Here is a 26227-nt window from a genome sequence, read left to right as displayed (position 1 = left end):
AAAAATCCTCCACAATTACTCACCACTCAATACTAACTACTAATTATCATAAAAATAAACCCTTCTCACTTCATCATACTTGTCCGCAATGCTGTTCATATCCTCAGAATCAAACCTGTAAGTCAAATATCTGTTAAAAAAGGCTAACACAAAATCCTGCTGTATCATTGAAATTTTACGTCCGTCCAATTGGCCGGTATAACCATAGGTCTTAGTCAATGGTGAATACATATGAATCATTGTAAAATCCAGGTGTGTTGTGCCACTTATTTCATAGAGTTCTCTATAACCTTTGCTACTTTTTAATAGGGGAAACAGGTTTGCGTTATTAGGATCCGTTATCCACTGCTCACTTCTTAGAAAGAGTGCCGGAATTCTAAGTCCGGTATTGATGATCTCTGCATCTACCGGGTCTAGCCATGGATCAAAGCCCGTTATAGCTCTAATGCGGCTGTCTTTAATAGCCGTAACAACTCCGGCCCCTCCACCGGCAGAATGGCCTAACAATCCAATTGCAGACAAGTCAAGCTTATCCCATAGTATTGAGGTCTTATCTGAGTTGAGCTCGATTAAAGTATCTATTGTAAACTGTATGTCCTGTACATAAGTATCAAGCACTATATTGCTATATGTTAAGTATTCCTCCCGACTTACCCCAAAAGGGATGGCCTCCTTTCTGAGGTATTCTGCCTCTCCGCTGTCAAATACTGTAACGGCAGCGGCATAGGTATGACTTATGCCGGCAACAATATAACCGTGACTTGCAAGTAACTCCGCTAAGTCCGTATGAAGGCTCCTCAGGCCGGTTAGTCCGTGAGATATAATAACCAGAGGATATTTTGATTTTGCCTTGCCTATATCAGCAGCTTTATATGAGTTTGATTTTATCAGTGCCATGGGCCTTAACAAAAACTCAGGAATACCCACTATTTTTGCAATGGATCCAGCTTCCACAGCACCCCCTTCCAGCCAAGGCGCCCTCTTATGGCCTTCTGCCTCGTCCGCCGGATACCAGAGTTGAATCTTTATCTTCCTGTTAGCATCCCTACTGTTACTATATAAGGCAACCCTATTTGTATCTATAGCATCAAAGGATATTGTACCTATTTTATATTCTCCAGTTGGCTTCGTTAAATTGTATAGTGGAAACACATAGGAAGCTGCTAAAGACATAATTATGTTGATGGTTATAAAAATGATGATGAAAAACCTGCTCCCCTTATTGGTATACATTCTTTCAAAACTGGTAAATTTCCAATAATTTAGAACGACAACTGCTTCAATTAACAGTACTAAAAAATATACAGGATATAACTGCCATCGTACTCCTTCAAATATCCAGTGCAGTATAGTGCAGATTAAAACAGAAAGACAGATATATTTTATAGCCTTAAACCATCTAACTGTTCCAGAGATGAAGATAACCATAAACAAAATGACCAGTAAACAAAGTATCCCTTCTAATAATCTCATCTTTTCCTAGCAGACTTTGCAGTATTATCTGCCGGTCTAAAGCTAGTTTCACCTCCTACACAGTCAATTTGAAACAATTGAAAAAGACTACTAAGCCCTAAGTCTTTTGTAGTCTTTATAGTTATCCTTAATCTTTTTTTGTCATATTATACATATAAATCAGAAATGAACTCTTACAAGATAAAATTTAATACTCTTATTACTCCATCCTAAATCCCATGGAACCCTGTGGCGATCTGTATTATGACAGTTAACCAGAGCATAGCCCTTTGAATCCGAACCGGTTACCACAGATATATGAGTTATTCGTCCTTTCTTCACATAGGCTACGAAGTCTCCCGGCAGCAACTTATAAGAGGCCTTAAAGACCTTGTCATAGGTACCATAGGCTATGACAGAAGCTCTTCCGCTGCCTACCCAATAATCTTTAAATCCTTGAGCATTTGCCCAAGCCCTTGAGCCATCCCTATCGTAGTTCCATGTTTTATTCTTTTTGAACTTACCACCTTCGAAGAGTATCTGTGAAGCAAAGTTTGCACAATCTCCCCCCTGTGGATTCATGTTCTTATATTTTATATTATACACTAGTCCCTGGCTTATATCATTAGCAGCCCCGCTATATTTGTCTGCATAAGCTACTGCATCTATCCTTCGCTTGGAAATATTTGATAAATCTCTGGAGCCTTGAGCTAAAATATATTCTTTTATAGAGTCTACTTTAATATTTTCTAAGTTTAAGGAGTCTGCAAATGGATCAGTGTACCATTCCTTGATAATTGTCCATACTCCATTGATATTCTTGATATTTATTATATGATAGGTGCCTATTCTGAAATTATTATCTACATCCTTATTATCTTCATATACATACTTATATTCTGTTGAACAGAGAGCATATACAGAGTATTGATCATCTTTTCCCCTTATCCTTTTTATTTCAATATTGGGTGTTATGCTGGTGAAGGTGACTCCCTGCTTTTCTGACCAGTTTTTAATATACTTCATCTTCTTGACCTCGTATTCAAAAGCCCATTGTCCAACCTTTTTACTCCTATCATAAATTAAATCCATAAGCTCTTCATCTTGCTCAAGAATGGCTCGGCTTTTCAATACAAATATTTGCTTAATAATTTTTTTAATCTCATCATTTTCAATGGAACCGTAGGCTACGTATCCTCTAAAAAATGATGATAGAATCAAGAAAATTGCTGTAAGTATAGAAATTAGTCTAAAACTCTTAAATCGATACATTTTTATCACATCCCCATAACATTGATGTAATAAGTATGTGAAATTTAGGTTTATCCTATAATTACAGTTAACAAGTTTTTTATATGTAAATCTTTCATGTAAAGGAAAAAACAAAAAAATTAGACACACAAAAAAAACGGAGAACACTGAAGACACTTAAGGATTTTTCAAAGAAGAGTTCTTTCTTTTAAATTCAAAATAGCTGCCGCTCTTGTTCATTTAGTGCGGCAGCTATTATTATTTTATGATGAATCCCCCCATATCTCCACCTACATTACTATAATTCTCATCTATCTGAATACTGCCATGGTTAACCTCATGTAAGTTTTGATATATATTATATTTATAGTATTTAGAGAAGTAATCTTCCTGTCCCGTTCCCATTGAAGTTTGCCATACATATATGTCAGGGTTCACATTTTCCTTCACATGTTTTACTATTCTATAGTTTCCATAAACACCTATGTCCCATCTTCTTTTTTCCGGGTCTGCTGCTTGAAATTTCTCCATTGTATCCATTATACCTTTAAAATATTCTTCCACTTTATTTAATGGAATGTCCCCGGTATTTTTCTCATCAACGGCAAAATATATGGTTGATGGCTTTTCCCCAGAGGCTGGTTGTCCAACTTCAATAGCTTGTTCAATTGCTTTTGTACACTGCAAAACACCATATTGGTAATTGAATAACTCCGCCTTATTATTATAATCCTGATAAACAGCTACTATCTGCAGTCCGGCAGCGGAAGCAGCCTGTGCCTCCTCTTTTGTCAGCTTCTTTAAGGGATCCTCAGTACTGTAATATCTTGCAGCAAAGCTATAGCCTTCAGCTTTGAACTGTTCATATTGGCTCAGTGACAGAGGATAATAGCAATCAAAGCCTCTCAAGGCACTATCAGGAACAACAAACTGTGCGGCTATATAGCCTGTCTCTCCATTATATCTAACCTTATACCAATGATCAGTTTTTCCTATTATAGTAACTGCTGTTCCGTTATTCATTTCATCTAGTACCGGCTGATCAGTTCGCGGATACCTTCTCAAGTTCACAGGACCACTTGATTGAATATGAGCCCCTTCTTCATATACACCTGATACTTGAGTCATTAGCTTATCCAAAGTTTTGGGTTGTACAACACTTTCTCCTCCCAAAGCTATAAGGTTGGAGGTATTATTTTCCTTAATAATTTTTAAAGTATTTTCTGCTGGTGTTGCTGAAGTTAATATCAGCGGGTTACAATTCTTGCTTGCCAGTGCACCGCCTGCCAACGCGTCCGGAAAATTATCTCCTGTGGCAATGTAAGCACTGGAGAAGTCTAATATATTGCAAAACTTTTTCAGCAATACATTATTTCTAGCATAAATATCAGCACCCAGAATTCTTTCTACATTAGTAAGCTTATTAACTACAGAGTCAGATACTAATGAATTATCACCTATAACATAGGTCTTACTTATATTATTTGATTTCAAATACTTTTCTACTGCAGGATCCAAGCCTTTCTTATCTGTCAGAATTATTGGCATTCCTAAATTAGCAGCAACAGGTCCTACTATTAATGCATCACCAAAATGACTGCCATTTAATACAAAAACACCTTTACTTACCCCTATAAACTTGGCTACCTCAAGAGAGGTTTCATACCTGTTTGAACCAGCAAGTCTCTTAACCTTCATTCCATGCCCTGTAAGGCTATTGTAAACACTTGTACTTACAACACCGGTACCGCCGATTATGAACACATCTGTTACCTTCAATTTCTTCAAAGTATTCAGTGTCTCACCGGTAAGCTTATCTTTTTCCGTTAATAATATTGGAGCATCATACTTTTTTGAAAGCGGTGTTGCAGCAAGTGCATCAGGATAATTGTCCCCAGTTACCAAAATAGCATACTTGGCTGTCTGCCACCCATTGAGGGCAATCATGCTGGCAGTTTGATACCTGTTCTGTCCCCATATCCTGTCCGAGGTTGCTGCATTTACTTTTACCGGTTTATAATTGAAAAGCAGTACTAAAGCTGAAACGAATAAGGATAAACCAGTAAGAATCTTATTTTTCAAATCCATAACCCCCTTTTATTTCCCACTAAGTTATATGTAATACTTTTACTCCAATTATTAATTATACCAGATGATGCTATTAAATAGAACATAAAAAGACCCTGGTCTGTGACGCCAGAGTCTTTTTACTGTTATGTTTATTTCTTTATTTCATTATCTTACAAATATTATTAGTAAACTCTACCGGATCAGCTATTGGCAGGCCTTCAATAAGCAGAGCTTGATTGTATAATATTTCTGTATAAAGCTTAAGCTTATCTTTATCTTTTTCATAAGCTTCCTTCAGAGATTTGAATACGTCATGATGTACATTAATCTCCAGAACCTTGTCTGCCTTTACTCCTTCACTGTTAGGCATAGAATTTAATATCTTCTCCATTTCAATGGACAGCTCTCCTTGATTAGACAAGCAAACCGGATGATTTTTTAATCTCTTAGAAGCCCTAACCTCTTTAACTTTTCCGGATAGTAATTCCTTCATGCTGTCAAAGAGGCCTTTATTTTCTGTTTCTTCAGCCTTAACTGCCTCTGCATTTTCATCTGCCTCTAGTCCTAAATCGTTGCTGGATACAGATCTGAACTCTTTATCTTTATATTTCATTATCATCTTGATTGCAAATTCGTCTATATCCTCTGTGAAGTACAGTATTTCATAGCCCTTTTCCAGTAAAAGCTCTGTCTGAGGCATTTTTTCAATTCTCTCATTGGATTCACCGGCAGCATAATAGATGTACTTCTGTGATTCGGTCATTCTTGTTATATATTCATCCAAAGTTACCATCTTCTTCTCTTTTGAGGAGTAGAACATCAGTAAGTCCTGAAGCATATCCTTATTAGCGCCAAAGTCATTATATACACCAAACTTCAATTGACGTCCAAAGGTCTTAAAGAATTTCTCATACTTATCTCTTTCATTTTTCAGCATGTTTTCCAATTCACTCTTAATCTTTGACTTTATGTTTTTAGCTATAAGCTTCAACTGTCTATCATGCTGTAATATTTCTCTGGATATGTTAAGTGATAAGTCTTCTGAATCTACAAGACCTTTAACAAAGGCAAAGTAGTCCGGCAGTAGCTCTGGGCACTTGTTCATTATCAGTACTCCGTTTGAGTACAGTTCCAGGCCCTTTTCATATTCCTTTGTGTAGTAATCAAAAGGCATTGTTTCAGGGATAAAAAGTATAGCATTATAGCTTACAGCACCATCCACGCTGATGTGAGTGTATTTTAGAGGCTTATCGAAGCCATAGTGCTTTTCTTGGTAGAAGTTTTCATAATCTTCAGTCTTAAGCTCATTCTTGTTCTTCTTCCATATAGGAACCATACTGTTTATGATCTGTTCTTCCTTATACTGTTCATACTCCTTGTCGCTGCCTTCTTTTAGTCTGCTCTTAGTTACATCCATCTTGATTGGATATCTTATGAAATCAGAGTATTTCTTGATGATACTTCTTAGTCTGTATTCTTCTAAGTACTCATCATAGCTTTCTTCTTCGGTGTTTTGTTTAATTTTAAGTATGATATCTGTACCGTAGGTATCTTTTTGGCAAGGCTCAATGGTATATCCCTCTACCCCCTGGGACTCCCACTTATAGGCCTCATTACTTCCAAAAGCCTTACTGATAACAGTAACAGTTTCTGCTACCATAAAGGCTGAGTAGAAACCAACACCAAACTGTCCTATAATGTCATAGCCATCCTTAATTTCATTTTCAGTCTTGAATTTCAATGATCCGCTCTTAGCAATAACCCCCAAGTTTTCATCCAATTCTTCCTTGGTCATTCCAATACCGGTATCAGAAATCTTTAATATTCTGCTATCTTTATCTGCTGTTATTTTAATGTAGTAATCCTCTTTGTTAAAAGTTATGGAATCATCGGTCAAGGCCTTATAATAAATCTTATCGATAGCATCACTGGCATTTGAAATAAGCTCTCTTAGAAATATTTCCCTATGGGTATAGATTGAGTTAATCATGAGATCTAATAGTCTTTTTGACTCAGCTTTAAATTGTTTTGTTTCCAAGTTAAATCTCTCCTTTCGCTTTTCTAACTATAATCTTAATTTTAGCACTCTATTATCCAGAGTGCTAACCCATATTTTTTATATAACATATTTTAACTTTTAAATCAATATGTTTTTGCCTTCTATACTTTTGTTGGTAACCTTTGGGACAGTTTATAAGTTCAATATAATATCCTAATGAATTCCTTTTGATAGAGGCAGCTTTACAGGATAATACATTTTCCTATAAATATTATTCTGATAAAATGTTTATAGCTATATAAGTATGGTTATAAAGTTTTAATGATATTAGTATTAAAAGGGGTGTAAAAAAATGATTAAGGATAAAATAGTTTTTATCAGTGGTGCCAGCAGTGGTATCGGTGAGGCAACAGCCAGGCGTTTTGCAAAGGAAGGCGCTGTACTGCTGCTATGTGCAAGAAATATAGTTAAACTCAATGAATTGAAGAAAGAGCTGGAGGAGAACTATCATACCAGGGTCTATACGTATGAACTTGATGTAAGAGATAAGCATGCCATAGATGCTGTATTTGACAGCATACCTAAAGAATTGAAGAATATAGATATCCTTGTAAACAACGCCGGCTTGGCCCAAGGTCTTGAAAAGGTTCAGGATGGAAAATTGGATGAATTTGATGTTGTAATTGATACTAATATCAAAGGACTTTTATACCTCACCAGAAAGGTAGTTCCCACCATGGTAAAAAATCAAAGAGGTCATGTTATAAATCTTGGCTCCTTAGCAGGTGTTGCTGCCTACCCTGGCGGTGCTGTGTACTGTGCAACTAAGGCCGCTGTAAAATTCATAAGCGATGGCTTAAGAATGGACATAGTTGAAACACCTATCAGAGTAACCAATATTCAGCCCGGTCTGGTGGAAACCAACTTCAGCGTAGTTAGATTCCGTGGAGATGTTGAAAAAGCCGCCAAGGTTTATGAAGGTATCAAGCCTCTTACTGCAGAGGATATAGCAGACATCATTCTATATACCGCTTCTGTACCGGAGCATGTACAGATTTGTGAGGTAACCGTTACCGCTACCCATCAAGCTACCGGAGGCATAGTGTATAAGAAGTAAGAGTATTATTAATTAAATAGGTTTGGTTAACACCAAAACATGCTTACGATTTAAAAATTAAGAATGATGGACGAAATTTAGCGGAGCTGAATTTTCACTGTCATTCTTAATTCTTAATTTCTAAAAGCTTCTTATGAATACATTTATTATTTTTGTAAAATAATAACTTATATAATTTTTCATAAGAGGAGCTAGCTTTATGATAGATATAATCCCCTATATCGCTGCTTTTGGAATTCCAATTGCGCTTCTTCTTGCAATGGCTATCATGATTATAACAGACAAAAGAAAAAAGTAACCCCTTAAGGATTACTTCAGTATTATCGTAGGCATGCTCTATATGCAAGCATGATGACATCATATGCCATTAAGGCAGAATTTTAATTCTCCTCTGCTTCCTTACCAAGGCTCTCTTTATATAGTCCCTTCGCTTTTACTGCGAAAAAGGCATTACTAATAGTAAACAGTGCAAAATTTATACAATAAAAGAGCAGGGTTTCAATCCCCTGCTAAATAAATCTACTTATCTTCCCCAACTATAAACTTACCAATTTCAGCTTCCAGGCTATCTGAAACTTCCTTTAATTGGCCGGCAGCATTGGCAAACTCACCTATTGTAGCTGAAACTTCTTCTGTTGCTGCAGCAACCTCTTCCGCGCTGGCTGAAGACTCTTCAGCCACTGCAGAAATATTCTGCATTCTAACCAATATTTCATCTTTCTTTTGTTTGGTTTCATTTATGGCTGTTCTTGTACCGATTATTTCATTCTGCAATTTTCGAATGGCTTGAGAAATGCTCTCAAACAATCTCATACTCTCAGCAACGGATTGATTTTGAGCTTCTACAGCAACCTTAGTTTCACCTATGGCTTCTGCAGCTAAATTTGATTTAGCATTTATCATGTTAATCAATTCTTGAATTTGCTTTGTTGCTACAGTAGATTGTTCTGCCAGTTTTCTAATCTCCTCTGCCACTACCGCAAAGCCCTTTCCCGCTTCACCGGCCCTGGCAGCTTCAATGGCAGCATTTAAGGCCAGCAAATTGGTTTGATCTGCAATATTATTTATGGTATTTGTGATTAATCCAATTTCCTCACTGGACTTATTCATATCCATAACTACTGATGAAACATTTTCTGTCTGTATATTTCCTTCCTTAGTTTTTTGTAAAAGCACTTCCATAACCTTTAATCCGCTTTCACTAAGCTTGTTTGCTTCTACAGACATGTTTTCAATTGTTGCAGCTAAGGATTCGATATTATCTATATTTGATGCTAAAACTCCCAATGATTCAACGCTGTGACCTATATCCTTTGCCTGCTCCATGCTGCCTTGGGCCAATTGGGTCACCGTTAAGGCTGCCTCACTGGCAGCGGTATTTATTTCACCGGACATCATACCCATTACTTCAGCAATATTAAACACTACAAAGGAAGAAGTCTTTAGGTTTTTTATCAAGCTTTCAAAATGTGATATCATTTCGTTAAAATCATCAGATAGTTGTCCAAATTCATCCTTTGATTTTATTTCTGTTCTTACCAACAAATCTCCCTTGGCAGCCTTTTTTATGGCAGCCTGCAGTTTATTTATATTTGATGCTATTGATTTGCTCATAAGTACCGCAAAAAGTACTGCTAGAATAAACACTATTCCAATAGAAAGTAATGTTAAACTTCTTATGCTTTTAGCCTCTTCAATTAACTGAGCCTCGTTAACTATTTTCATAACTTTCCAGTTGATGAAGACAACTACTGACAACGGTATCATAGAAATCAATAATAAAGACACCACCAATTTGGATCTTATTCTACTAGGAACATTTTTCTTACCTTTTGTCTTTTCCATAAATATCCCCTCTCCTAGAGCAATTACTTACTTTTTGCTTACTATGATCATAGCTTCATTATATCACATTACACCATGAAGCAAAATAGCTTTTGTCACATTTTAGTATGGTGAAATATACCTCACAAGTAATTATCTGTTTGGCAGTTTTCCTGTGATTACTTTCGACAGCTTTAATTAAAAATCCACATAGATCCTGCTATGTGGATTATATGCCATATTAATTTATTAGCAAATCTTCAAGTTTTCTCTTAGGAACATGGTGAACCTGATTTTCATCTCTCCAGTACTTGACATCCTTGGGATCCTTGATGTCTTCAAGTACAATTTCTTCCTTTGGTTTTCCCAAGGCTATGACTAATAGCACCTCCAAGTTTTCGGGAATATTGAAGGCCTTAGCAACTTCTGCCCTATCTACAGAGCCAAACATACAACCTCCCAGCCCCTTTTCAGCGGCACCTAGAAGAATGCTTTGACAGGCTATGCCATGGTCCCACATTGGATTTTTTGATATGTTTTTATCCAGTAACATAACAATATAAGCTGTGGGTCTCTCACCTACGGAAGGTCCATCCCAATCTTTCAAGTATCCTGCCCATTTCAAATTTGGAAAGATAAAATTATTAGACTCTTCACTATACGAAAGTATGTACTTTAAAGGCTGGAGATTAGCCCCGGATGAAGAAAGTCTGGCCAAATCTATTAGGTCCTCCAGGACTTCTCTTTCTATCTTTATATCTTCATAAAACCTTCTATAGGTTCTATTTGCCAATACAAGGTCACGCAGCAATGTTAACAACTCCTTTACAGTGTTTATATAACTATTATGACATAATTAATGTATCTTTTCAAATAGTCTGAACATTTGCTTAGTCCAACAAAATAATAAAACAACTGCGTTTTGCCGCAGTTGTTTTAAATTGACAGTTGACAATTATTCAATGCTGAACTTGTCAATTTCCTGTTGTAATCTTTCAGCAAGTTCATAAAGCTCTTCGGTCTTTGTAAATACTTCTTCCATACCTGCCAGCTGCTGCTGAGCGGATGCCGAAACTTGTTCTGTGGCTGCAGAACTTTCTTCTGTTGATGCCGATAAGTTTTGAAGTATTTCTACCATCTCCTCCTTTTTATCGGACATCACAGAACTTTTTTCACTTATGTTCTTTATATTATCTATCATCTTACCCACTGAAAGGGATATTTCATCAAATATATCATTAACCTCTGTCACAACCTTGTCATGTTCAGCAACTACTATTTTAGCCTGAGCCATCACCTCTGCGGCGAATTTAGACTTGGTCTGTATAGTATCAATTAATTCCTTAACTTTGGTAACTGCTTCCGAGGATTGAGAAGCTAACTTTCTAACCTCTTCGATAATCCCCCTTGATTTTATAGATTTAACTTAGAATTAATTTGACTGCTCGGATTTTTGTCGAAATATGTTTATCCAAATAGCATTCTACAATAAATATACTAGCTCTGTCCAGTTATAAATGGTTGACAACCCTTTAATAATACTTTATTATTAAGACAAAAATCTATGTAAGTATTGTAATACGGCTGCTCACAATCGTTTTCTGACCTACTTATCCAGAATGATTTAATCAGGAGGCTTAAATGAGAAGAATAAAATTTTCACTTAAAAATTCTTCCATTATTAATAAAATCCTATTTACCATTTCACTTTGCATATTTCTGCTTTCTTCAAGGGTACTTATAATCAGAGCTATAGATAACCACAAGTCAAAAATTCTAAATGATGAACTATCGAAAATCTATGATAAAATCAATTCTTCAGCTGAAACAAGTTCCAATGGTCAAATGAGTATTCCACAGGATATAAATATAGATTTTGAATTTGAAGACACTGCTTCCTCTCAGCAGGATATAGATGAAGCAGACAAGACCTTTGCCCTAAAAGTAGCAAATAAATATGCCTTGGAAAGAAGAAAACTTGAGGAACAAGCCAAGATAGAAGAAATTAAGAAGCAAGTTTCCAGGCTGCTTGAAATAAACAGTGACATTAAGGGCTGGATAAGAATCGATAATACGCCCATAAGCTATCCCATAGTACAAACCTCAGACAATAGTTTTTACTTGGACCACGATGTGACAAAAAAAGAAAGCCGACATGGCACAATATTTGTTGATACAGCCAATGACATAAGTTCTCCAAAAAAGCTTTCCGGCCAAAACATAATACTCTATGGTCATAATATGAAGGACGGTTCTATGTTTGGCTCCATCATAAAATTCCAAGAAGATGACTTTTTCACAATAAATGACGCCATAAATTTGGACATATTTCCAAACAGCTACAAGTTTAAGATCTTTGGTGTTTATATAGTTCATGAATCCTTTGACTATAGGAATCCACAGCTTGGATCACAAAAAGATATTAATAACTTCTTAAAGAGTATTAACAGTAAAAGTGTTCAATACCGAGAGGTCACCCTGACTCCTGAGGATACTCTTTTGACTATATCTACCTGCGGTTATAACTTTGATGGCGCCAGAATTGTAGTTTTGGCTAAGATGATTAAATAACAAAACTAAAGCTTGTTTGAAAGTTTAGATTTTCAAACAAGCTTTAGTTGATTGCTTCTATTTAGTTGACCACTTCTTAAATTCTTCGTCGGTAGCCAGTACATAATGGGTTCCGCCAGCATGTTGTTTAACTCCCGCAGCGTAATTTATTCCACTGGTACCATAATCATAGGTTTCAGATACTCTTGCCTTTTCCATAACAGGATTAGGGTGAGGTATTGCTGATAACAGTGATTTAGTATATGGATGGATAGGATTTGAGAATATCTCTTCAGTAGTTCCGGTTTCAAGTAAATATCCTAGGTGCAATACTCCAATCCTATCAGAGATATACTTAACCATGGATAAATCATGGGCTATAAATAGCAAGGCTGCATGAGTCTCCGCCTGAATGTCCTTCATCAGGTTTACTACCTGAGACTGAATAGATACATCCAGGGCACTGATGGCCTCGTCTGCAATAATCAGCTTTGGATTCATTATCAGTGCTCTTGCTATACCAATACGCTGCCTCTGTCCACCAGAGAACTGGTGGGGATATCTGGTGGCATGCTCCTTAGATAGGCCTACCTTCTCCAGTATCCTGTATACTTTTTCTTCTCTTTCCTGCTTACTGCTATATAGTTTATGAATATCCAATCCCTGTGCAATGATGTCCAATACCTTCTTACGAGGATTTAAACAAGCCATAGGGTCTTGAAAAATCATTTGCATATTGATTCTCAAGTGCTTTCTTTGCTTTTCTGATAACTTGCCTGAGATATCAACTCCGTCAAAAATTATTTTACCCCCTGTAGGATTGTACAATCGGATTATAGAACGGCCGATAGTAGACTTTCCACTGCCGGACTCACCTACCAGGCCATAGGTTTCACCGGGATATATTTCAAAGCTAACTTCATTTACAGCTTTAACCGTTAACTTTCTGCTTATTCTGAAATACTGCTTCAAATCTTTCACTTCTAATAAAGGCTGCTTATTTTGCATCTTGATGCGCCTCCTTTAACATTCTGTCTATCCTGTTCCTCAGCTCTTCGGGCATTTCAACCTTAGGCGCCTTTTCGTGCAATAGCCAGGTTGCAGCATAATGAGTATCCGTAATTTTAAACATTGGAGGTTCAAGGCGGTTATCAATATTCAATGCGTATATGTTTCTTGGAGCGAAGGGGTCTCCCTTCACTTCGCTTGCCAGGTTTGGCGGTGTCCCGGGTATGGTATAAAGTTTATCATCCTTTGTCTCCAAGTCAGGCATTGCCGATAACAAGCCCCAGGTGTAAGGATGTCTTGGATCATAGAAAACCTCGTCTACAGTTCCTTTTTCTACAATTTTTCCTGCATACATAACCGCTACATAATCCGCAACCTTTGCCACAACTCCCAGGTCATGAGTAATGTATATGACGGATATATTCATCTTCTTTTGAATATCCTTTATAAGCTCTAATATCTTTGCCTGGATTGTAACATCTAAAGCTGTGGTAGGTTCATCACAGATCAAGAGGTCAGGGTTACATGCCAGTGCTATAGCTATAACAACTCTTTGTCTCATACCACCGGAAAGCTGGTGAGGATAATTTTTAATACGCTTTTCAGCATCATTAATACCAACAAGCTCCAGTAGTTCAATAGCCCTTTTGTAGGCTTCCTTTTTAGGAGTTTTATAGTGCCATATCATACCTTCAACAATTTGTGCCCCAATGGTCATAGTAGGATTAAGGGAAGTCATCGGATCTTGGAAGATCATTGCTATACGCTTTCCGTTTATCCTCTTTCTCATTTCCTTCTTTGAAAGCTTTAATATATCTACTTCAACTTTTTCACCATCTCTATAGTAAGTGAAATTAATGGATCCGGAATTAACCTCTCCATTGTTGCTTAATATTCCCATGGCAGCTTTCATGGTAACAGACTTACCACTGCCGCTTTCTCCTACTATTGCCAGAGTTTCTCCTCTGTATAGATCTAGGTCCACCCCTCGGATAGCATTTACCCTGCCGGATGATGTCTTGAAGGATATAGATAAATCTCTAATTGATAATATCTTTTCTTTTTCCATCTATCCACACCTCCTACATTTCTTTCATTTTAGGATCAAAGGCATCACGTATACCGTCAGCCAACAGGTTAAAGCTCAGCATCAAAACAGCAAGTACTACTATTGGTGCCACTATCATGTAGGGATGAGTGGTGAAGGATTTAAAGGCATCACTGATTAATGATCCTAAAGAGGCCATGGGAGCCGGAACACCCAATCCAATAAAGGCTAAGAAGGCCTCAGTAAAAATAGCATTTGGTATAGAGAACATTGTATTTGTTATTATCTGTCCTAAAATATTAGGCAGGATTTCCTTAAATATAATAAAGAAATCTCGTGCCCCTAAGGTCCTGGAGGCTAAAACAAATTCCTGCTCTTTTAACTTAAGCATCTGAGCTCTGGCTATACGGCTCATACCAATCCAACCTGTAATCATCAGGGAAAAGGTAATTGTAAGCAATCCGGGCTTCAATACTATAATCAATAAGGTTACTATTACTAGATTAGGGATACCGTTTAATATTTCAACAAAACGCTGCATGGCATTGTCCACCGCTCCGCCAAAGTAACCCGATATAAGGCCGTAACTCAATCCAAAAATCATGTCAATTAAAACCGCTACTAATGCTATATAGAGAGAAATTCTGGTACCCATCCAAGTTCTGGTGAAAATATCTCGGCCTAAAATGTCGGTACCAAACCAGTAATAAACATCCTCCAAACCGGTTGTGCTTCCATCCTCTGATACATACTTATTAACTTTAACGGTTCCTGTGGATGTGTTTATGGTTTCACTGCCATCAAATATCCCAAGTTTTTCTAAGCCCGGAATTCTCGGTGCAAGGTTTTGATGAGCAATAATCTGAGAATCGTAGGTGTGCTCATTAAGTCCTACTCCCACAATGGCCATTATGGTTATCAATATGATACAGATAAGTCCGATGATAGCACCCTTGTTCTGCTTAAAACGCTTAAATACATCTTTCCAATAGGATTGACTAGCATAGATTTTATCAACCTGAGATATATTTTCTTTTCCAACTAATTCAAAATCATTTTCTAAAAACTCTATATTTTGTCTAATCAGATCATTACTCATGGCTGTCCTCCTTTGCTAATCTTATTCTTGGATCAATTACACCATATAAAATGTCTACTACCAACATAATACCTATATACATGGCACTATAAATAAAGGATAAGGCAACTATCACATTATAGTCATTGGACTGTATTGCCGTCACCAAGAGACTTCCTATTCCGGGAATAGAAAATATCTTTTCAATAACCAAGCTTCCTGTCATCAAACCTACTATTAATGGTGCCAACACTGTAATAATTGGTATCAAAGCATTCCTTAACTGATGCTTGACGATCAATCTAATACCGCTTATGCCTTTACTTTCGGCTAAAAGCATATAATCAGAGCCTAACACCTCTAGCATTTCCGTCCTTGTAAAACGAGCTATTGTTGCAATAGTAAACATACAGAGAGCAATGGTTGGAAGTGCAGAGGATTCTAAAGGTGAATTTATAGAATACAACAGTGGAAACACCTTAAGCTTATATCCAAGACTATAAGACAAAGCTAGTGCAAATACATAAGAAGGTAAACTAACACCTAAAACCGAAATGACAGTAGTTATAGTGTCCCAAATTGTATTGTGCTTCAAAGCTGCTATTATACCTAAAACCAGTCCTACCAAGGTTCCCAGCAGAACAGCTTGTCCCCCAATTCTTAATGATATGGGTAAACGTGTTTGCAATAATGTAGAAATCGGTGTGTTTTTTGAAATCGTATAGGAAACCCCAAAATCTCCAGTGAGCATATTCTTTACATAATTAAAAAATCTTATGAATACCGGTTTATCTAATCCATACTTTGCATTTAATAATGCAATTTGATCTGCAGTTAACTTTTCATCATTGAATGGAGAGCCGGGCATAAACTCAAGCATTAAGAATAATATCAATAAGATAGCCATTAAGGTAGCTACGGAGATAGCTATTCTCTTAAGCAAATATTTTTTCATGTTCAACCGCTCCTTTATTTGGGTATAAACAACACAATAATAAATATTACAGTGGTTAGGTGCTAACCACTGTAATATTAAACAATGATACAGAATCTTTAGTTCTTTGCAGCGTTCTTATAGATTCTATTAATACCAACAGAGTGGAATTCAATACCTGTAACTCCGTTCTTTATCATTACAGCACTACCCTTTTGGTATACCGGGAAAATAACAGCTTCATCCATTACCATTGCTTCTGCTTTCTTTAATTCTTCCCATCTCTTTTCCGGATTTAGAGCAAGTTCCCCGTCTTTTGCAGATTGGATAATTGCATCATATTCTTTATTTGACCAGAAACCATAGTTGTTAGGACTATCTGTTGTCCACATATCCAGATATGTCATAGGATCAGCATAGTCAGGACCCCAACGGGTTAAGCCAATTTCAAAGTCTCCGGCTTGCATTCTTTCAACTCTGTTTTTCTTAGGCATTGTCTCGATCTTAATTGTAACTCCAGGCAGATTTGTTTGAATCTCAGCCTGAATAAATTGAGCAACGTTTTGTGCAGATTCCGTGTCTTCTACTATCATGGTATAAGTGAAGGTATCCTTGCCTAGTTCTTGTTTTGCCTTATTGTAATAATCTACAGCCTTAGCTTTATCTGTTGAAAGATAAGTTCCTGCAGTTTCACGATAGTCCTTTCCGTCAGGACCGGTTGCAAGTAATGTAGGCACTGCAAAGTCTGCCACTATGGAACCATCTTTTAATATATTATTTGCAATTGCAGCCTTATCATAAGATAATGCTAGTGCCTTACGAAGATTTACATTTTCTAAGCCCGCAACCTTTTGGTTTGGAGAGATATACCATAGGTATCCTTCCATGATATTATGGAATTCAGGATCAGCTTTAAACTGCTCTACCTGTTCTCCTGAAAGGGTTGCAACGTCTAAGTCGCCATTCTGATATGACAGCATAGCTTGTTGAGCTTCCTTTATAACTTGGTACTGTATACCAGCTAGCTTAACAGCACCGGCATCCCAGTAATCTGCATTTTTTTCCAGTACTATTGTAGTAGCTGCTGGTTCATAAGCCTTAATTTTGAAAGGACCATTACTTAGAATAGTGTCCGGTGATGTTCCAAACTTGTCTCCAGCTTGCTTAAAGAACTCTTCATTAACTGGTAAGAATGAAGGGAAGGCCATTAAGGATTCAAAGTATGTTACCGGATGAGATAGTTCAACCACCAAAGTCTTATCATCTTTAGCAGTAACGCCTAATTCTTCTATACTCTTTTTACCTGCTGCTATATCATCAGCATTTTTTATACCTGCAATTCCAGCTATAAATGCATATTCACTGGCAATTGCCGGATTAACGAGACGTCTCCAAGCAAATACGAAATCGTGAGCTGTTACAGGTGTACCATTTGACCATTTAGCATCCCTTAAGGTAAAGGTATATGTTAACCCATCTTCACTTTTCTCCATATCCTTTGCCATAGCTTTTATTGGTGAACCAGCTTCATCTACAGAATACAAACCTTCTGTAATTGCTGACATTACTTCGAAGGAAGTACCATCTGTAGCAATTTGCGGGTCCATGGAAGCAACTTCAACATCCAGCTGCACCTTTAGGACTTGTCCACCATTATCATTAGGTGTCTGTGTGCTGGTGTTTGTGTTGCTCTTAGTATCAGTGCCGGTGCTTTTCTCCCCACCACAAGCAGCCAGGCTAACTGTCAAGGCCATTGCCACAACCAGTGACAATATTTTCTTAACACTTTTCATTTTTTAACCCCCTATTTATTTTTTTAAAACAGAACATATTATAGTATATGCCTCCGCTATTATAAATAATATTATATATTCATTTTTTTCGTTGTCAATACGAATATTTAATAATTACCCACATATTTTAATTTTATTTTAATATTATTTCCAAACCATTATTGATAAACTATTAATTTTCCATAACCTTCTAGCTGGAAAAATATATAATTCCACTTGACACTTCAGCTATTTAAATCATGAAATTATATACTATAAAACAAAACAAAAAACTAATTATTCTATATGCTGAGAAAAGGCTATAAAACATTTTATATTATATTTTCTTATGGTATTTTATTAATTTATTGTTGTAATATATTGGAGGAAATATTATGAAATACGAAATATTTAATGGTAGGCGACAGCTTGACTTCTGATATACAGGGTGGATAAACTTCGGAATTGATAGAAAATAATAGAGGTGCCTGGCACCTCACATCTCGGTGGAAAAAAATATGATAGGGCAAAGCTAGCATCTGTACAAGCCATTATAATGACCTTGGTATTGGGGATTGCAATCACAATAATTACTTTATCCGTCAGCCCCTTTCTGCCCAAATGGTTAGGTGGTGCATCTGAAATCCAAAGAGATGCATCGATATACTTTGCTATAGTATGCCTTCCTATGCTATTCCGTGCTTCAGCCATAATATTGGGTGCTGTACTGAGAGCCAGCGGAGATACGAAAACCCCAATGAAGGTTAATCTTGCCATGAATTTAGTTAATGTGGTGCTTAACTTTCTTCTGATTTATGACAGTCGAGTGATACGCTTAGGGGGCTTTAGTTTTCATATGTATGGTGCCGGCCTAGGTATAGTAGGCGCTGCGGTGGCTACCGCTATTGCATACTGTGTAAGTGGGAGGCGTATAGCAACTTCTCTGGGCCACGTGGTATTTACATCCTTGGTAACAAAATTAGGTACTATCTCCTTTGCAGCCCACTCTATAGCACTAACAGCGGAGCAGGCCTTTTATATCCCGGGCTATGGCATGCAGTCCTCTGCCTCCACCCTAGCAGGACAGGCTTTAGGTGAAAAGAACGAAAAGAAGCTGCACCAGGTATCGATTACTGTACTACAAATGGCTATAGCTGTTATGACTATAACCGGAACAATACTTTTTATATTCCCCGACACCATGATGTCTATCTTTACCCAAGATCCTGAAGTAATTAAAGCCGGCGCCTCAGTCCTAAGGATTGTAGCTGTTTCTGAGCCCATGTTCGGTGCCCTCATTATCTTGGAAGGTATTTTTAACGGTGTGGGGGATACGAAGGCCTCCTTCTTTCCATCGGTGGTGAGCATGTGGGGTATCCGCATAGTGTCTACCTACATATGCGTTTCCCTCTTAGGCTTTGGCCTTAATTCAGTATGGATTTGTATGGTGGCAGATAATGTGCTGCGCTTTATTTTGCTGTTGATTCGATTTATCAGCGGACGGTGGAAAAGAAAGCTGCAGTTTGAAAAATAATAGTTGCTTGGACATTACTGCAAAAAGCTCCTCAGTATTTACTGGGGAGCCTTTTTTTGTTTAACAAGTAATATCCTTTTTTCTAAAAACTATTACTCATGCAGCAATTGATACAATTGCAAAGGAGCAGATAATTAGTACGCCATTAAAATATGTTACGTTGTTATTAAATTTAGTAATTAAATTCCCATTTAGTAATTCCACAATATTGCAATAAGTCAGCGGAATTAAATGACTTACTTTTTTGAAAAAATGTAATTGATTATTTAGTATGTTTATTGAGACTGCTCCTATAACAGCGACGCTAATTGATACAGTACTATTCTGCACTATGGTAGACACTAAAACACCAATAGACGAAATAAATATAACTAATAAAACTTGCATTGGTAAAATGAGTAGTATAAACTGTCCAATACCGATAAACCCTTGTAAAATTGAACCATTGTTACCATAGAAAAGTGATTTAAAGTTAATATTTGCAAACTCAGTAGGGTAATTTGGATTTCCAGAGCCTTTTGTAAAACCAAGTGCTAGAAAAAACAATCCTAGAATAGCAAATGTAATTATTGTAATGATACAGCTAATTGCAATAATTTTTGAAAATAAGATCTTTGCTCTGGATATGGGCTGTGTAAGTAAGACTTTAAAAGTACCTTCATCACTTTCACTGGATACAACATCAGATGACAATAAGAGCACAAAAATTATTAGAACTATCGGGAGTACATCTCTAAATGCAAGTCTTATAAAATTATATGCTGTCATAGACGCTTCTTCATTCACAGGCTCTATATTACTATCAAGTAAAAGCTGATTCTTTTTAATCCTTTTCTCAATTGAGGCTGTATCTTCTCCAGAAATAGCATTTCCTAGATTTATATCACTTAAAAGATTTTTATCAAGTTCTATTTGATTCTTTATTTCTGTTTTCCAATCGCCTCTTAATGCACTACTGTTTCTTTCATTCATAAGCTCGATGTTTTCTTCAAGTCGTTGGATTAACATACCTAATTTTTTCATATCACTTTTACTACTATCATAAGTTTGTTTTAGAGTAGTAAGTGAGTCTTGCGATGATTTTAATTCTTCCTTATAGCTGCTTAGTTTAGATTCAGTTTTTAAATTATCCAATGAATTATTGGCAAATACGTAAATAAGGAGTAAGGCACAAAGCCCCAATATAGTTAATATGTTCTTTCTCTTACAGAAGAACTTTCTTATTTCCGTCAGCATTAAGTTATACATAATTAATTTACTCCTTTATATATGTCAGAATAGTCAGATTCTATACTTGACCCAACCTTTTCTATATCCCAAAAGTCTATATCATTAGTGCTCAGTAAATTAAGTACATTACTCAATTTATTATTCTTTATACTAACTAAAATAATATTCGTATCAGTATTTGATATACTATTAATATATTCTGAATTCTCTAATACAGCTTTGGATTTTAACACATCACTAACTTGAATTCTATATGAAGTATTATCACCTATATCCTTGATGCTCTTAATAGTAACTATTTGTCCATCTTTTATAAACATAATTCTGTCAGAGATTTTTTCTACTTCACTAAGTAAATGAGATGAAAATAATACAGATATTTTTTCTCTCTTAGCAAGTGTAGTAATTAATTCTCTGAATTCCATTGTTCCCGTTGGATCTAGGCCATTTGTTGGTTCATCCAAAATCAACAACCTAGGTTCACATAATAAGCACATACCTAAAGCTAATCGTTGTTTCATTCCCAAGGAATATTTAGCAACTTTTACATCAATTCTATCACTTAAGCCTATAAACTCAATTATTTCATCTAATAGAGCCTTAGATTTTCTCCTAAGCCTTTGAACTATCTTGAGATTACCTTTACCACTTAGATTTCTGTAAAGCCCTGGACTCTCAATCATCACTGCAATTTTTTCCAAAGCTTTTTCTCGGTTTTTCATTATATCATTTCCGTCTATTATAATCCTTCCTGACTCCGGAAAAATCAAATTTGATATTAACTTTAGAGTTGTAGTTTTTCCTGCACCGTTTGGGCCTACAAATCCAATAATCTCGCCTTGTTCTACATTAAAACTAATATTTTTTATTATTTGTTTGCCACCGAAACTTTTAGATAAATTCTCCACTTATAATATATTCATTTTCTCCTCCTTAAATCTTGAGGGGGCTTATTTATATAATTAATATCTTCCAGTAATTAATAGGTATAATATGTACGAGTATAATGTGTTACATATCTACCTAAAATTATGTCAAGTGCAGTTGTAATATTTTCACTAGACTCAGTGTAATAGTATCCATTAACAAAAGTTAATTTTTTATGATTATTTTTCTTAGACTTTTTATCATATTACCTCACTCTCCCCTCATTAGCCAAAATTATACATTAAGCTCTATATTTTGTAAATGTTGACAATGTTTCAACTAAGGTGCAAGATTAAAATTATTATAAATACATTTATTGGAAACTTATCTATTATGTTTTCCGGAAAGTATATATCAAGGACCTGCTTAGGATTGCTGTCCACTATAAAGGCTACATCTTCTTTAGCTTTAATCTCTTCATTTAACCCCCATCCTCCTGTAATATACAAATTCCTATTTGTATTATATACTAATAATAAGTAAAACTAACAATATTGATTAACTACAGGAGGAATAAAATGTACAGTTTTAAGAACGATTATAGTGAGGGAGCACATCCAAGAATCTTACAGGCCCTTATAGAATCAAACCTTGAACAGACCGATGGCTATGGTGAGGACTGCTATACAGCAAAAGCTGTAGAACTTATAAAAGGTAAGATAAAAAATAAAGATGTGGATATCCATTTTTTCTCCGGCGGTACCCAGACTAATCTGACTGCAATTTCTGCTTTTCTAAGGTCTCATGAGGCAGTCATAGCAGCAAATACCGGCCACATACTGGTTCATGAAACCGGTGCTATAGAAGCTACCGGTCACAAGATTATCTCCATGGAGTCAGATAATGGCAAGCTTACTGCCAATCTTATAAAAGCTGCCCTGGATGCCCACACCGATGAGCATATGGTTAAGCCTAAACTTGTGTACATATCAAATCCTACAGAAATTGGATCAATATACAAAAAGGCTGAGCTTGAGGAGATAAGCAGCTTTTGCAGAGAAAAAAATCTCCTACTGTTTATGGATGGGGCAAGGCTGGGCTCCGCTTTGTGTTCTGAGGAAAACGACCTTGAGCTTTCAGACCTTGCTGCTTTGACAGACGCCTTTTACATCGGCGGTACCAAAAACGGAGCATTACTGGGCGAAGCACTTGTAATCTGTAAGCCCTCTCTGAAGGAAGACTTCAGATTCCATATGAAACAAAAGGGAGCCCTGCTGGCTAAGGGAAGAATTCTTGGAATACAATTTCTTGAGCTTTTTAAAGATGATTTATATTTTGAACTAGCAGCACATGCAAATGAATTAGCTAGGCAGATAAGAAAAGACCTAACTTCCATGGGCTACAAATTCTTAACCCACTCCCCCTCAAATCAAATATTCCCTATTCTGCCTAACATCATCATAGAAAAGCTGCAGCATAAGTATACCTTCTATGTTTGGTCAAAGGTAGATGAGAATAACTCATCAATCAGATTGGTAACCTCCTGGGCTACTAAGGAAGAAGCAGTTTTGAATTTTATAAAAGACTTAAGGGATTTGACTGAATAAACTTTCTATTATAATCCTCTGCGGAATATAAGCTGGCTAATTGGCAATAATTTTAAATAAATAAGCTTCAGGAGGGTTATGATGGATTTCTTAGAAAAGATGTTTCGTATAATATCACTGATTGTGGCGCTAAAAATAATTGGAATGGTAATTTTAGATTTTAAGGCTAAAGCCAAATTATCCAATACCAGAAATAAATTAAACTATGGATTGGCTTCTAGGAGGGATCTTTCTAGTTTATCCAATGCAAGCTTTATTACATGGAGTCTTGGAATTTTAACTGAGCTGGGCTTTTCAAATCTACAAGTTATGTCCTATAAACTTTCAGACAGCTATCAGATTAAAGCATTTATTAACGGCAGTGACGCATATATTAAATTTATTAAACTAAACCCTAAAGATACACCTTTAGACGAAGATGATTACCCAACTGTAGGTAGACCAGAAGTGCAAGAATTTCTTGGTACCCTGGAACGGGATAATATTAAGATTGGTTATGTTATAACTAATGGTAATTTCAGTGATGAGGCCAGTGAATTTGCGGCCACAATGCCCATGGGGTACTATGTGAAATTAGTTGATGGCTGTGAACTTACAAGACTTCATAGAAGAAATCAAAAACAATACTTAGTAGCCAATCTTGATTAGGAGGTAGTCTATGTATACTTTATATAACTTTCTAAATGGTATTTTTGTACTCTCAATAACCATTGCAGCCATATTTTTTATTAAAGATATTTCATATGCTATCGATCTGGTTAAGGCCATACTACGCACCCGAGAAAATCTGGACCGTTGGAAAATGGGTTTAATTAATTTGGATGACGTGCACAGCCTGACCCCTCGGGAGTTTGAATATTGGTGCGGAGAGTTTATCTCTAACCTCGGTTACTCCAACATAAAACAGACACCTATGGGACCGGATGGGGGAAAAGATATAATATGCAGATATAACAATCTGGATACCTACGTTGAATGTAAAAGATACCTCTATGACAGCTACGCCAAACACAAGGTCGATGAACATGTCTGCAAAAAACTGGTGGGAGCAATGGTACACGATGGGATCTCTCATGGCGTGATTATTACAAGCGGCATAATTGTGGATGGCTGCTATAAATACATCAAATCTCTGCCGAAGGGGATTGATATTAAATTTATTGATGGAAAGGCTTTGGTGGAATTGTATTGGAAACTACACTCTAAGCAGAAAAGATCCTCGGCATAGAAAAAAACTGCGTCTTAACGCAGTTTTTTTAATGAATAATAGATCACTATGCTTTTGTTATTACCGTAAGTTCATTACTGATTTCTCGAAGCTTGGTGAGCTCTTCATTAATACTGATTATTCTGCTGTTCTGAGTCTCTATCTCCTTTAGTAAATGTTGAGATGTAGCGGAATGTTCCTCGGTTATACTTGCTACATTTCCTATACGCTCTTGAATATCTGTAAAGGCTTCTGTTACACCATTCATAACTTCAACCTGTTTATTGACATTTCTCTTTACAGATCGGAAGGCTTCCTGGATTTCTCCAAAGACTTGATTTGTTCTTTCCACAACAACATGTCCATTTTCTGCTGCTTGATTTCCTCTCCTTACTTCTTCAATAGTAGTATCTGTAGCCATATTGATATCCTTGATAACCTGTTCGATTTCAGCGGCAGTTACCTTTGTCTGTTCTGACAGCTTTCTTATTTCCTCAGATACTACGGCAAAGCCTCTGCCTGCTTCTCCTGCTCTGGCTGATTCAATAGCCGCATTTAAGGCCAAGAGGTTTGTCTGATCGGAGATTGCTGTTATGCTTGTTAGTAGTCCATTGATTATATTCATCTTTTCATCCAGTTTTGTTACCGTTGCTAAAGCAGAACTTATTGCTCCTTTTACTATAATCATTTCTGAGCTAAGCTGTTTCATTTCCTCACTGCTCTTAACCACCTTATGGTCTGCCTGTTGTGAGAGCTTCATTGTATCATTAGATACTTCCTGTGCCAGCTTCACATTATTAAAAGCCTGAAGCATTAAGTCATTTACACTGTTTAAGCTGGTGGCTTCTTCCTCTGCGCCGCTTGCCATTTGCTGTACTGCTGCGGTTACTCCTTCACTTATCTCTTTTGTATCAGAGATATCCTGACTGCTTTTCTTAATATTATCATTCAAAACTAAAGAATTTTTCTTTACTACTTCCATTGTATTCTTAAGCTTATCTAGCAGTAATCTGGCCTCTTCCTCTCTTTGCTTTGATGCCTCCGCTAAACTTCTCCCCCAGTCTGTCAGGAAGTATAGGATTAATGAGTTTAGATTAATCATGAACATACGGGTGATAAATTCCCTAATCCCTCCATCCCCTGTTAATAATTTGTCAGGGAAGGCTATGAAATAACCAATTAATAAGAGGTCAATCAATGCCGTATAGACAAATAAAATATCCCGTCTAAAGTAAAAGGCTGACATGACCGCTGCAATTGGTATTACTAGGAAAAATCTAAATCCACCTTCAAGATATAATAGAATAAATGCTATAGCCGCAGGACATAAGGGCAGTATAACCCCAACAGCCAATGATGGAAGCCATTTTTTACGATACATAAAGTAAATGATAGATGCACATATACTGGTTATAAGCATAAATAGTGCTATCTTTGTTGCTAATTCTCTTTCACGGGTATAGAATGCTTGTACCGCCAAAATAAAAGAGCAGACTAAAATCATTATGTAGTTTACTTTAGCAACTTTTTCGAAATTGAAAACGCTGCTATTCATATCTTTTGCCACTATACTCTCCCCTTTACATTTTTTGATGTATTTAGATAATATTTTTCTATCTCATTTTATCATAAAGTACAAGTAAGGGACAGAGGGACGTTGTTTTTGTCCCAAAAATCGG

21 protein-coding genes are annotated in these 26227 nt (G+C 36.5%); 6 read left to right on the top strand and 15 right to left on the bottom strand.

Annotated elements, in window-relative coordinates; all coding sequences use genetic code 11:
* Positions 1-39 precede the first annotated feature (39 nt).
* The 4 genes from FHY60_RS01665 to htpG form a co-directional block, all read right to left on the bottom strand.
* Positions 40-1428 carry an alpha/beta hydrolase family protein gene (locus FHY60_RS01665; protein WP_180375449.1) on the bottom strand — a complete coding sequence of 463 codons (1389 nt, stop codon included), beginning with the start codon at positions 1426-1428 and terminating at the stop codon, positions 40-42.
* Positions 1429-1632: 204 nt separating this feature from the next.
* Complete coding sequence (locus FHY60_RS01660) at positions 1633-2724, bottom strand: amidase domain-containing protein (protein ID WP_139902632.1); 1092 nt, start codon at positions 2722-2724, stop codon at positions 1633-1635.
* 237 nt (positions 2725-2961) lie between these two features.
* A complete protein-coding gene (locus tag FHY60_RS01655; protein ID WP_163215931.1) occupies positions 2962-4785 on the bottom strand; it encodes a cell wall-binding repeat-containing protein in 1824 nt (607 codons plus the stop codon).
* Positions 4786-4930: 145 nt separating this feature from the next.
* Entirely contained in the window at positions 4931-6811 is a 1881-nt protein-coding gene (htpG, locus tag FHY60_RS01650) for a molecular chaperone HtpG (protein WP_139902626.1), read from the bottom strand.
* A gap of 313 nt (positions 6812-7124) precedes the next feature.
* Between htpG and FHY60_RS01645 the strand changes: the two genes are divergently transcribed.
* Positions 7125-7889 carry an SDR family NAD(P)-dependent oxidoreductase gene (locus FHY60_RS01645; RefSeq protein ID WP_139902624.1) on the top strand — a complete coding sequence of 255 codons (765 nt, stop codon included), beginning with the start codon at positions 7125-7127 and terminating at the stop codon, positions 7887-7889.
* Positions 7890-8408: 519 nt separating this feature from the next.
* On the opposite strand, the gene FHY60_RS01640 is transcribed toward FHY60_RS01645, so the two are convergent.
* The 3 genes from FHY60_RS01640 to FHY60_RS01630 form a co-directional block, all read right to left on the bottom strand.
* Complete coding sequence (locus FHY60_RS01640) at positions 8409-9734, bottom strand: methyl-accepting chemotaxis protein (protein ID WP_139902619.1); 1326 nt, start codon at positions 9732-9734, stop codon at positions 8409-8411.
* A gap of 220 nt (positions 9735-9954) precedes the next feature.
* Positions 9955-10524 carry a nitroreductase family protein gene (locus tag FHY60_RS01635; RefSeq protein ID WP_139902616.1) on the bottom strand — a complete coding sequence of 190 codons (570 nt, stop codon included), beginning with the start codon at positions 10522-10524 and terminating at the stop codon, positions 9955-9957.
* A gap of 144 nt (positions 10525-10668) precedes the next feature.
* The gene (locus FHY60_RS01630; protein WP_163215934.1) at positions 10669-11007 is read right to left on the bottom strand and encodes a hypothetical protein; all 339 of its coding nucleotides are present in this window, start codon (positions 11005-11007) and stop codon (positions 10669-10671) included.
* 347 nt (positions 11008-11354) lie between these two features.
* On the opposite strand from FHY60_RS01630, the gene srtB reads away from it, so the two are divergent.
* A complete protein-coding gene (gene srtB / locus FHY60_RS01625; RefSeq protein WP_139902611.1) occupies positions 11355-12284 on the top strand; it encodes a class B sortase in 930 nt (309 codons plus the stop codon).
* Between the two features lie 57 nt (positions 12285-12341).
* On the opposite strand, the gene FHY60_RS01620 is transcribed toward srtB, so the two are convergent.
* The 5 genes from FHY60_RS01620 to FHY60_RS01600 all read right to left on the bottom strand — a co-directional run bounded on the left by FHY60_RS01620 (position 12342) and on the right by FHY60_RS01600 (position 18124).
* Positions 12342-13271, bottom strand: a complete 930-nt coding sequence (locus tag FHY60_RS01620; RefSeq protein ID WP_139902609.1) for an ABC transporter ATP-binding protein — start codon at positions 13269-13271, stop codon at positions 12342-12344.
* Entirely contained in the window at positions 13261-14340 is a 1080-nt protein-coding gene (locus FHY60_RS01615; RefSeq protein ID WP_139902606.1) for an ABC transporter ATP-binding protein, read from the bottom strand. The genes FHY60_RS01620 and FHY60_RS01615 overlap by 11 nt, the downstream gene beginning before the upstream one ends.
* Before the next feature lie 13 nt (positions 14341-14353).
* Entirely contained in the window at positions 14354-15418 is a 1065-nt protein-coding gene (gene opp3C, locus FHY60_RS01610) for an oligopeptide ABC transporter permease (protein WP_139902603.1), read from the bottom strand.
* Positions 15411-16352, bottom strand: a complete 942-nt coding sequence (locus FHY60_RS01605) for an ABC transporter permease (RefSeq protein ID WP_139902600.1) — start codon at positions 16350-16352, stop codon at positions 15411-15413. The genes opp3C and FHY60_RS01605 overlap by 8 nt, the downstream gene beginning before the upstream one ends.
* A gap of 98 nt (positions 16353-16450) precedes the next feature.
* Positions 16451-18124, bottom strand: coding sequence for a peptide ABC transporter substrate-binding protein (locus tag FHY60_RS01600; RefSeq protein WP_139902597.1), 1674 nt, complete (start codon positions 18122-18124; stop codon positions 16451-16453).
* Between the two features lie 463 nt (positions 18125-18587).
* On the opposite strand from FHY60_RS01600, the gene FHY60_RS01595 reads away from it, so the two are divergent.
* Complete coding sequence (locus tag FHY60_RS01595; RefSeq protein ID WP_243122196.1) at positions 18588-19637, top strand: MATE family efflux transporter; 1050 nt, start codon at positions 18588-18590, stop codon at positions 19635-19637.
* 96 nt (positions 19638-19733) lie between these two features.
* Here FHY60_RS01595 and FHY60_RS01590 read toward each other — a convergent pair whose 3' ends face one another.
* Positions 19734-20885: an ABC transporter permease subunit gene (locus FHY60_RS01590; protein ID WP_139902595.1), complete on the bottom strand. Its 1152-nt coding sequence runs from the start codon at positions 20883-20885 to the stop codon at positions 19734-19736.
* A 2-nt stretch (positions 20886-20887) separates the two neighbouring features.
* Complete coding sequence (locus FHY60_RS01585) at positions 20888-21775, bottom strand: ABC transporter ATP-binding protein (protein ID WP_139902593.1); 888 nt, start codon at positions 21773-21775, stop codon at positions 20888-20890.
* A gap of 537 nt (positions 21776-22312) precedes the next feature.
* On the opposite strand from FHY60_RS01585, the gene FHY60_RS01580 reads away from it, so the two are divergent.
* The 3 genes from FHY60_RS01580 (at position 22313) to FHY60_RS01570 (ending at position 24569) form a co-directional block, all read left to right on the top strand.
* Complete coding sequence (locus FHY60_RS01580) at positions 22313-23341, top strand: threonine aldolase family protein (RefSeq protein WP_139902590.1); 1029 nt, start codon at positions 22313-22315, stop codon at positions 23339-23341.
* A gap of 81 nt (positions 23342-23422) precedes the next feature.
* A complete protein-coding gene (locus FHY60_RS01575; protein WP_180375448.1) occupies positions 23423-23989 on the top strand; it encodes a restriction endonuclease in 567 nt (188 codons plus the stop codon).
* 10 nt (positions 23990-23999) lie between these two features.
* On the top strand, positions 24000-24569 hold the full coding sequence (locus FHY60_RS01570) for a restriction endonuclease (RefSeq protein ID WP_139902583.1): 570 nt from the start codon (positions 24000-24002) through the stop codon (positions 24567-24569).
* A gap of 46 nt (positions 24570-24615) precedes the next feature.
* Here the strand turns inward: FHY60_RS01570 and FHY60_RS01565 are convergent, their stop codons facing one another.
* Complete coding sequence (locus FHY60_RS01565; protein ID WP_139902581.1) at positions 24616-26115, bottom strand: methyl-accepting chemotaxis protein; 1500 nt, start codon at positions 26113-26115, stop codon at positions 24616-24618.
* Between the last annotated feature and the right edge of the window lie 112 nt (positions 26116-26227).

Origin of the sequence: Clostridium thermarum, assembly GCF_006351925.1 — a bacterium.
In the GTDB taxonomy this organism is placed as follows: Bacteria; Bacillota; Clostridia; order Clostridiales; family Clostridiaceae; genus Clostridium_AU; species Clostridium_AU thermarum.
The sequence above is the reverse complement of the archived record's forward strand: the minus strand, read 5'-3'. Positions and strand labels throughout refer to the sequence as shown.

Coding starts and splice junctions, on each gene's coding strand:
- FHY60_RS01665 (WP_180375449.1), bottom strand. CDS start 1,428: ATGGTTATCTTCATCTCTGGAACAGTTAGATGGTTTAAGGCTATAAAA.
- FHY60_RS01660 (WP_139902632.1), bottom strand. CDS start 2,724: ATGTATCGATTTAAGAGTTTTAGACTAATTTCTATACTTACAGCAATT.
- FHY60_RS01645 (WP_139902624.1), top strand. CDS start 7,125: ATGATTAAGGATAAAATAGTTTTTATCAGTGGTGCCAGCAGTGGTATC.
- FHY60_RS01640 (WP_139902619.1), bottom strand. CDS start 9,734: ATGGAAAAGACAAAAGGTAAGAAAAATGTTCCTAGTAGAATAAGATCC.
- FHY60_RS01630 (WP_163215934.1), bottom strand. CDS start 11,007: ATGGCTCAGGCTAAAATAGTAGTTGCTGAACATGACAAGGTTGTGACA.
- srtB (WP_139902611.1), top strand. CDS start 11,355: ATGAGAAGAATAAAATTTTCACTTAAAAATTCTTCCATTATTAATAAA.
- FHY60_RS01620 (WP_139902609.1), bottom strand. CDS start 13,271: ATGCAAAATAAGCAGCCTTTATTAGAAGTGAAAGATTTGAAGCAGTAT.
- FHY60_RS01615 (WP_139902606.1), bottom strand. CDS start 14,340: ATGGAAAAAGAAAAGATATTATCAATTAGAGATTTATCTATATCCTTC.
- opp3C (WP_139902603.1), bottom strand. CDS start 15,418: ATGAGTAATGATCTGATTAGACAAAATATAGAGTTTTTAGAAAATGAT.
- FHY60_RS01605 (WP_139902600.1), bottom strand. CDS start 16,352: ATGAAAAAATATTTGCTTAAGAGAATAGCTATCTCCGTAGCTACCTTA.
- FHY60_RS01600 (WP_139902597.1), bottom strand. CDS start 18,124: ATGAAAAGTGTTAAGAAAATATTGTCACTGGTTGTGGCAATGGCCTTG.
- FHY60_RS01590 (WP_139902595.1), bottom strand. CDS start 20,885: ATGTATAACTTAATGCTGACGGAAATAAGAAAGTTCTTCTGTAAGAGA.
- FHY60_RS01580 (WP_139902590.1), top strand. CDS start 22,313: ATGTACAGTTTTAAGAACGATTATAGTGAGGGAGCACATCCAAGAATC.
- FHY60_RS01575 (WP_180375448.1), top strand. CDS start 23,423: ATGGATTTCTTAGAAAAGATGTTTCGTATAATATCACTGATTGTGGCG.
- FHY60_RS01570 (WP_139902583.1), top strand. CDS start 24,000: ATGTATACTTTATATAACTTTCTAAATGGTATTTTTGTACTCTCAATA.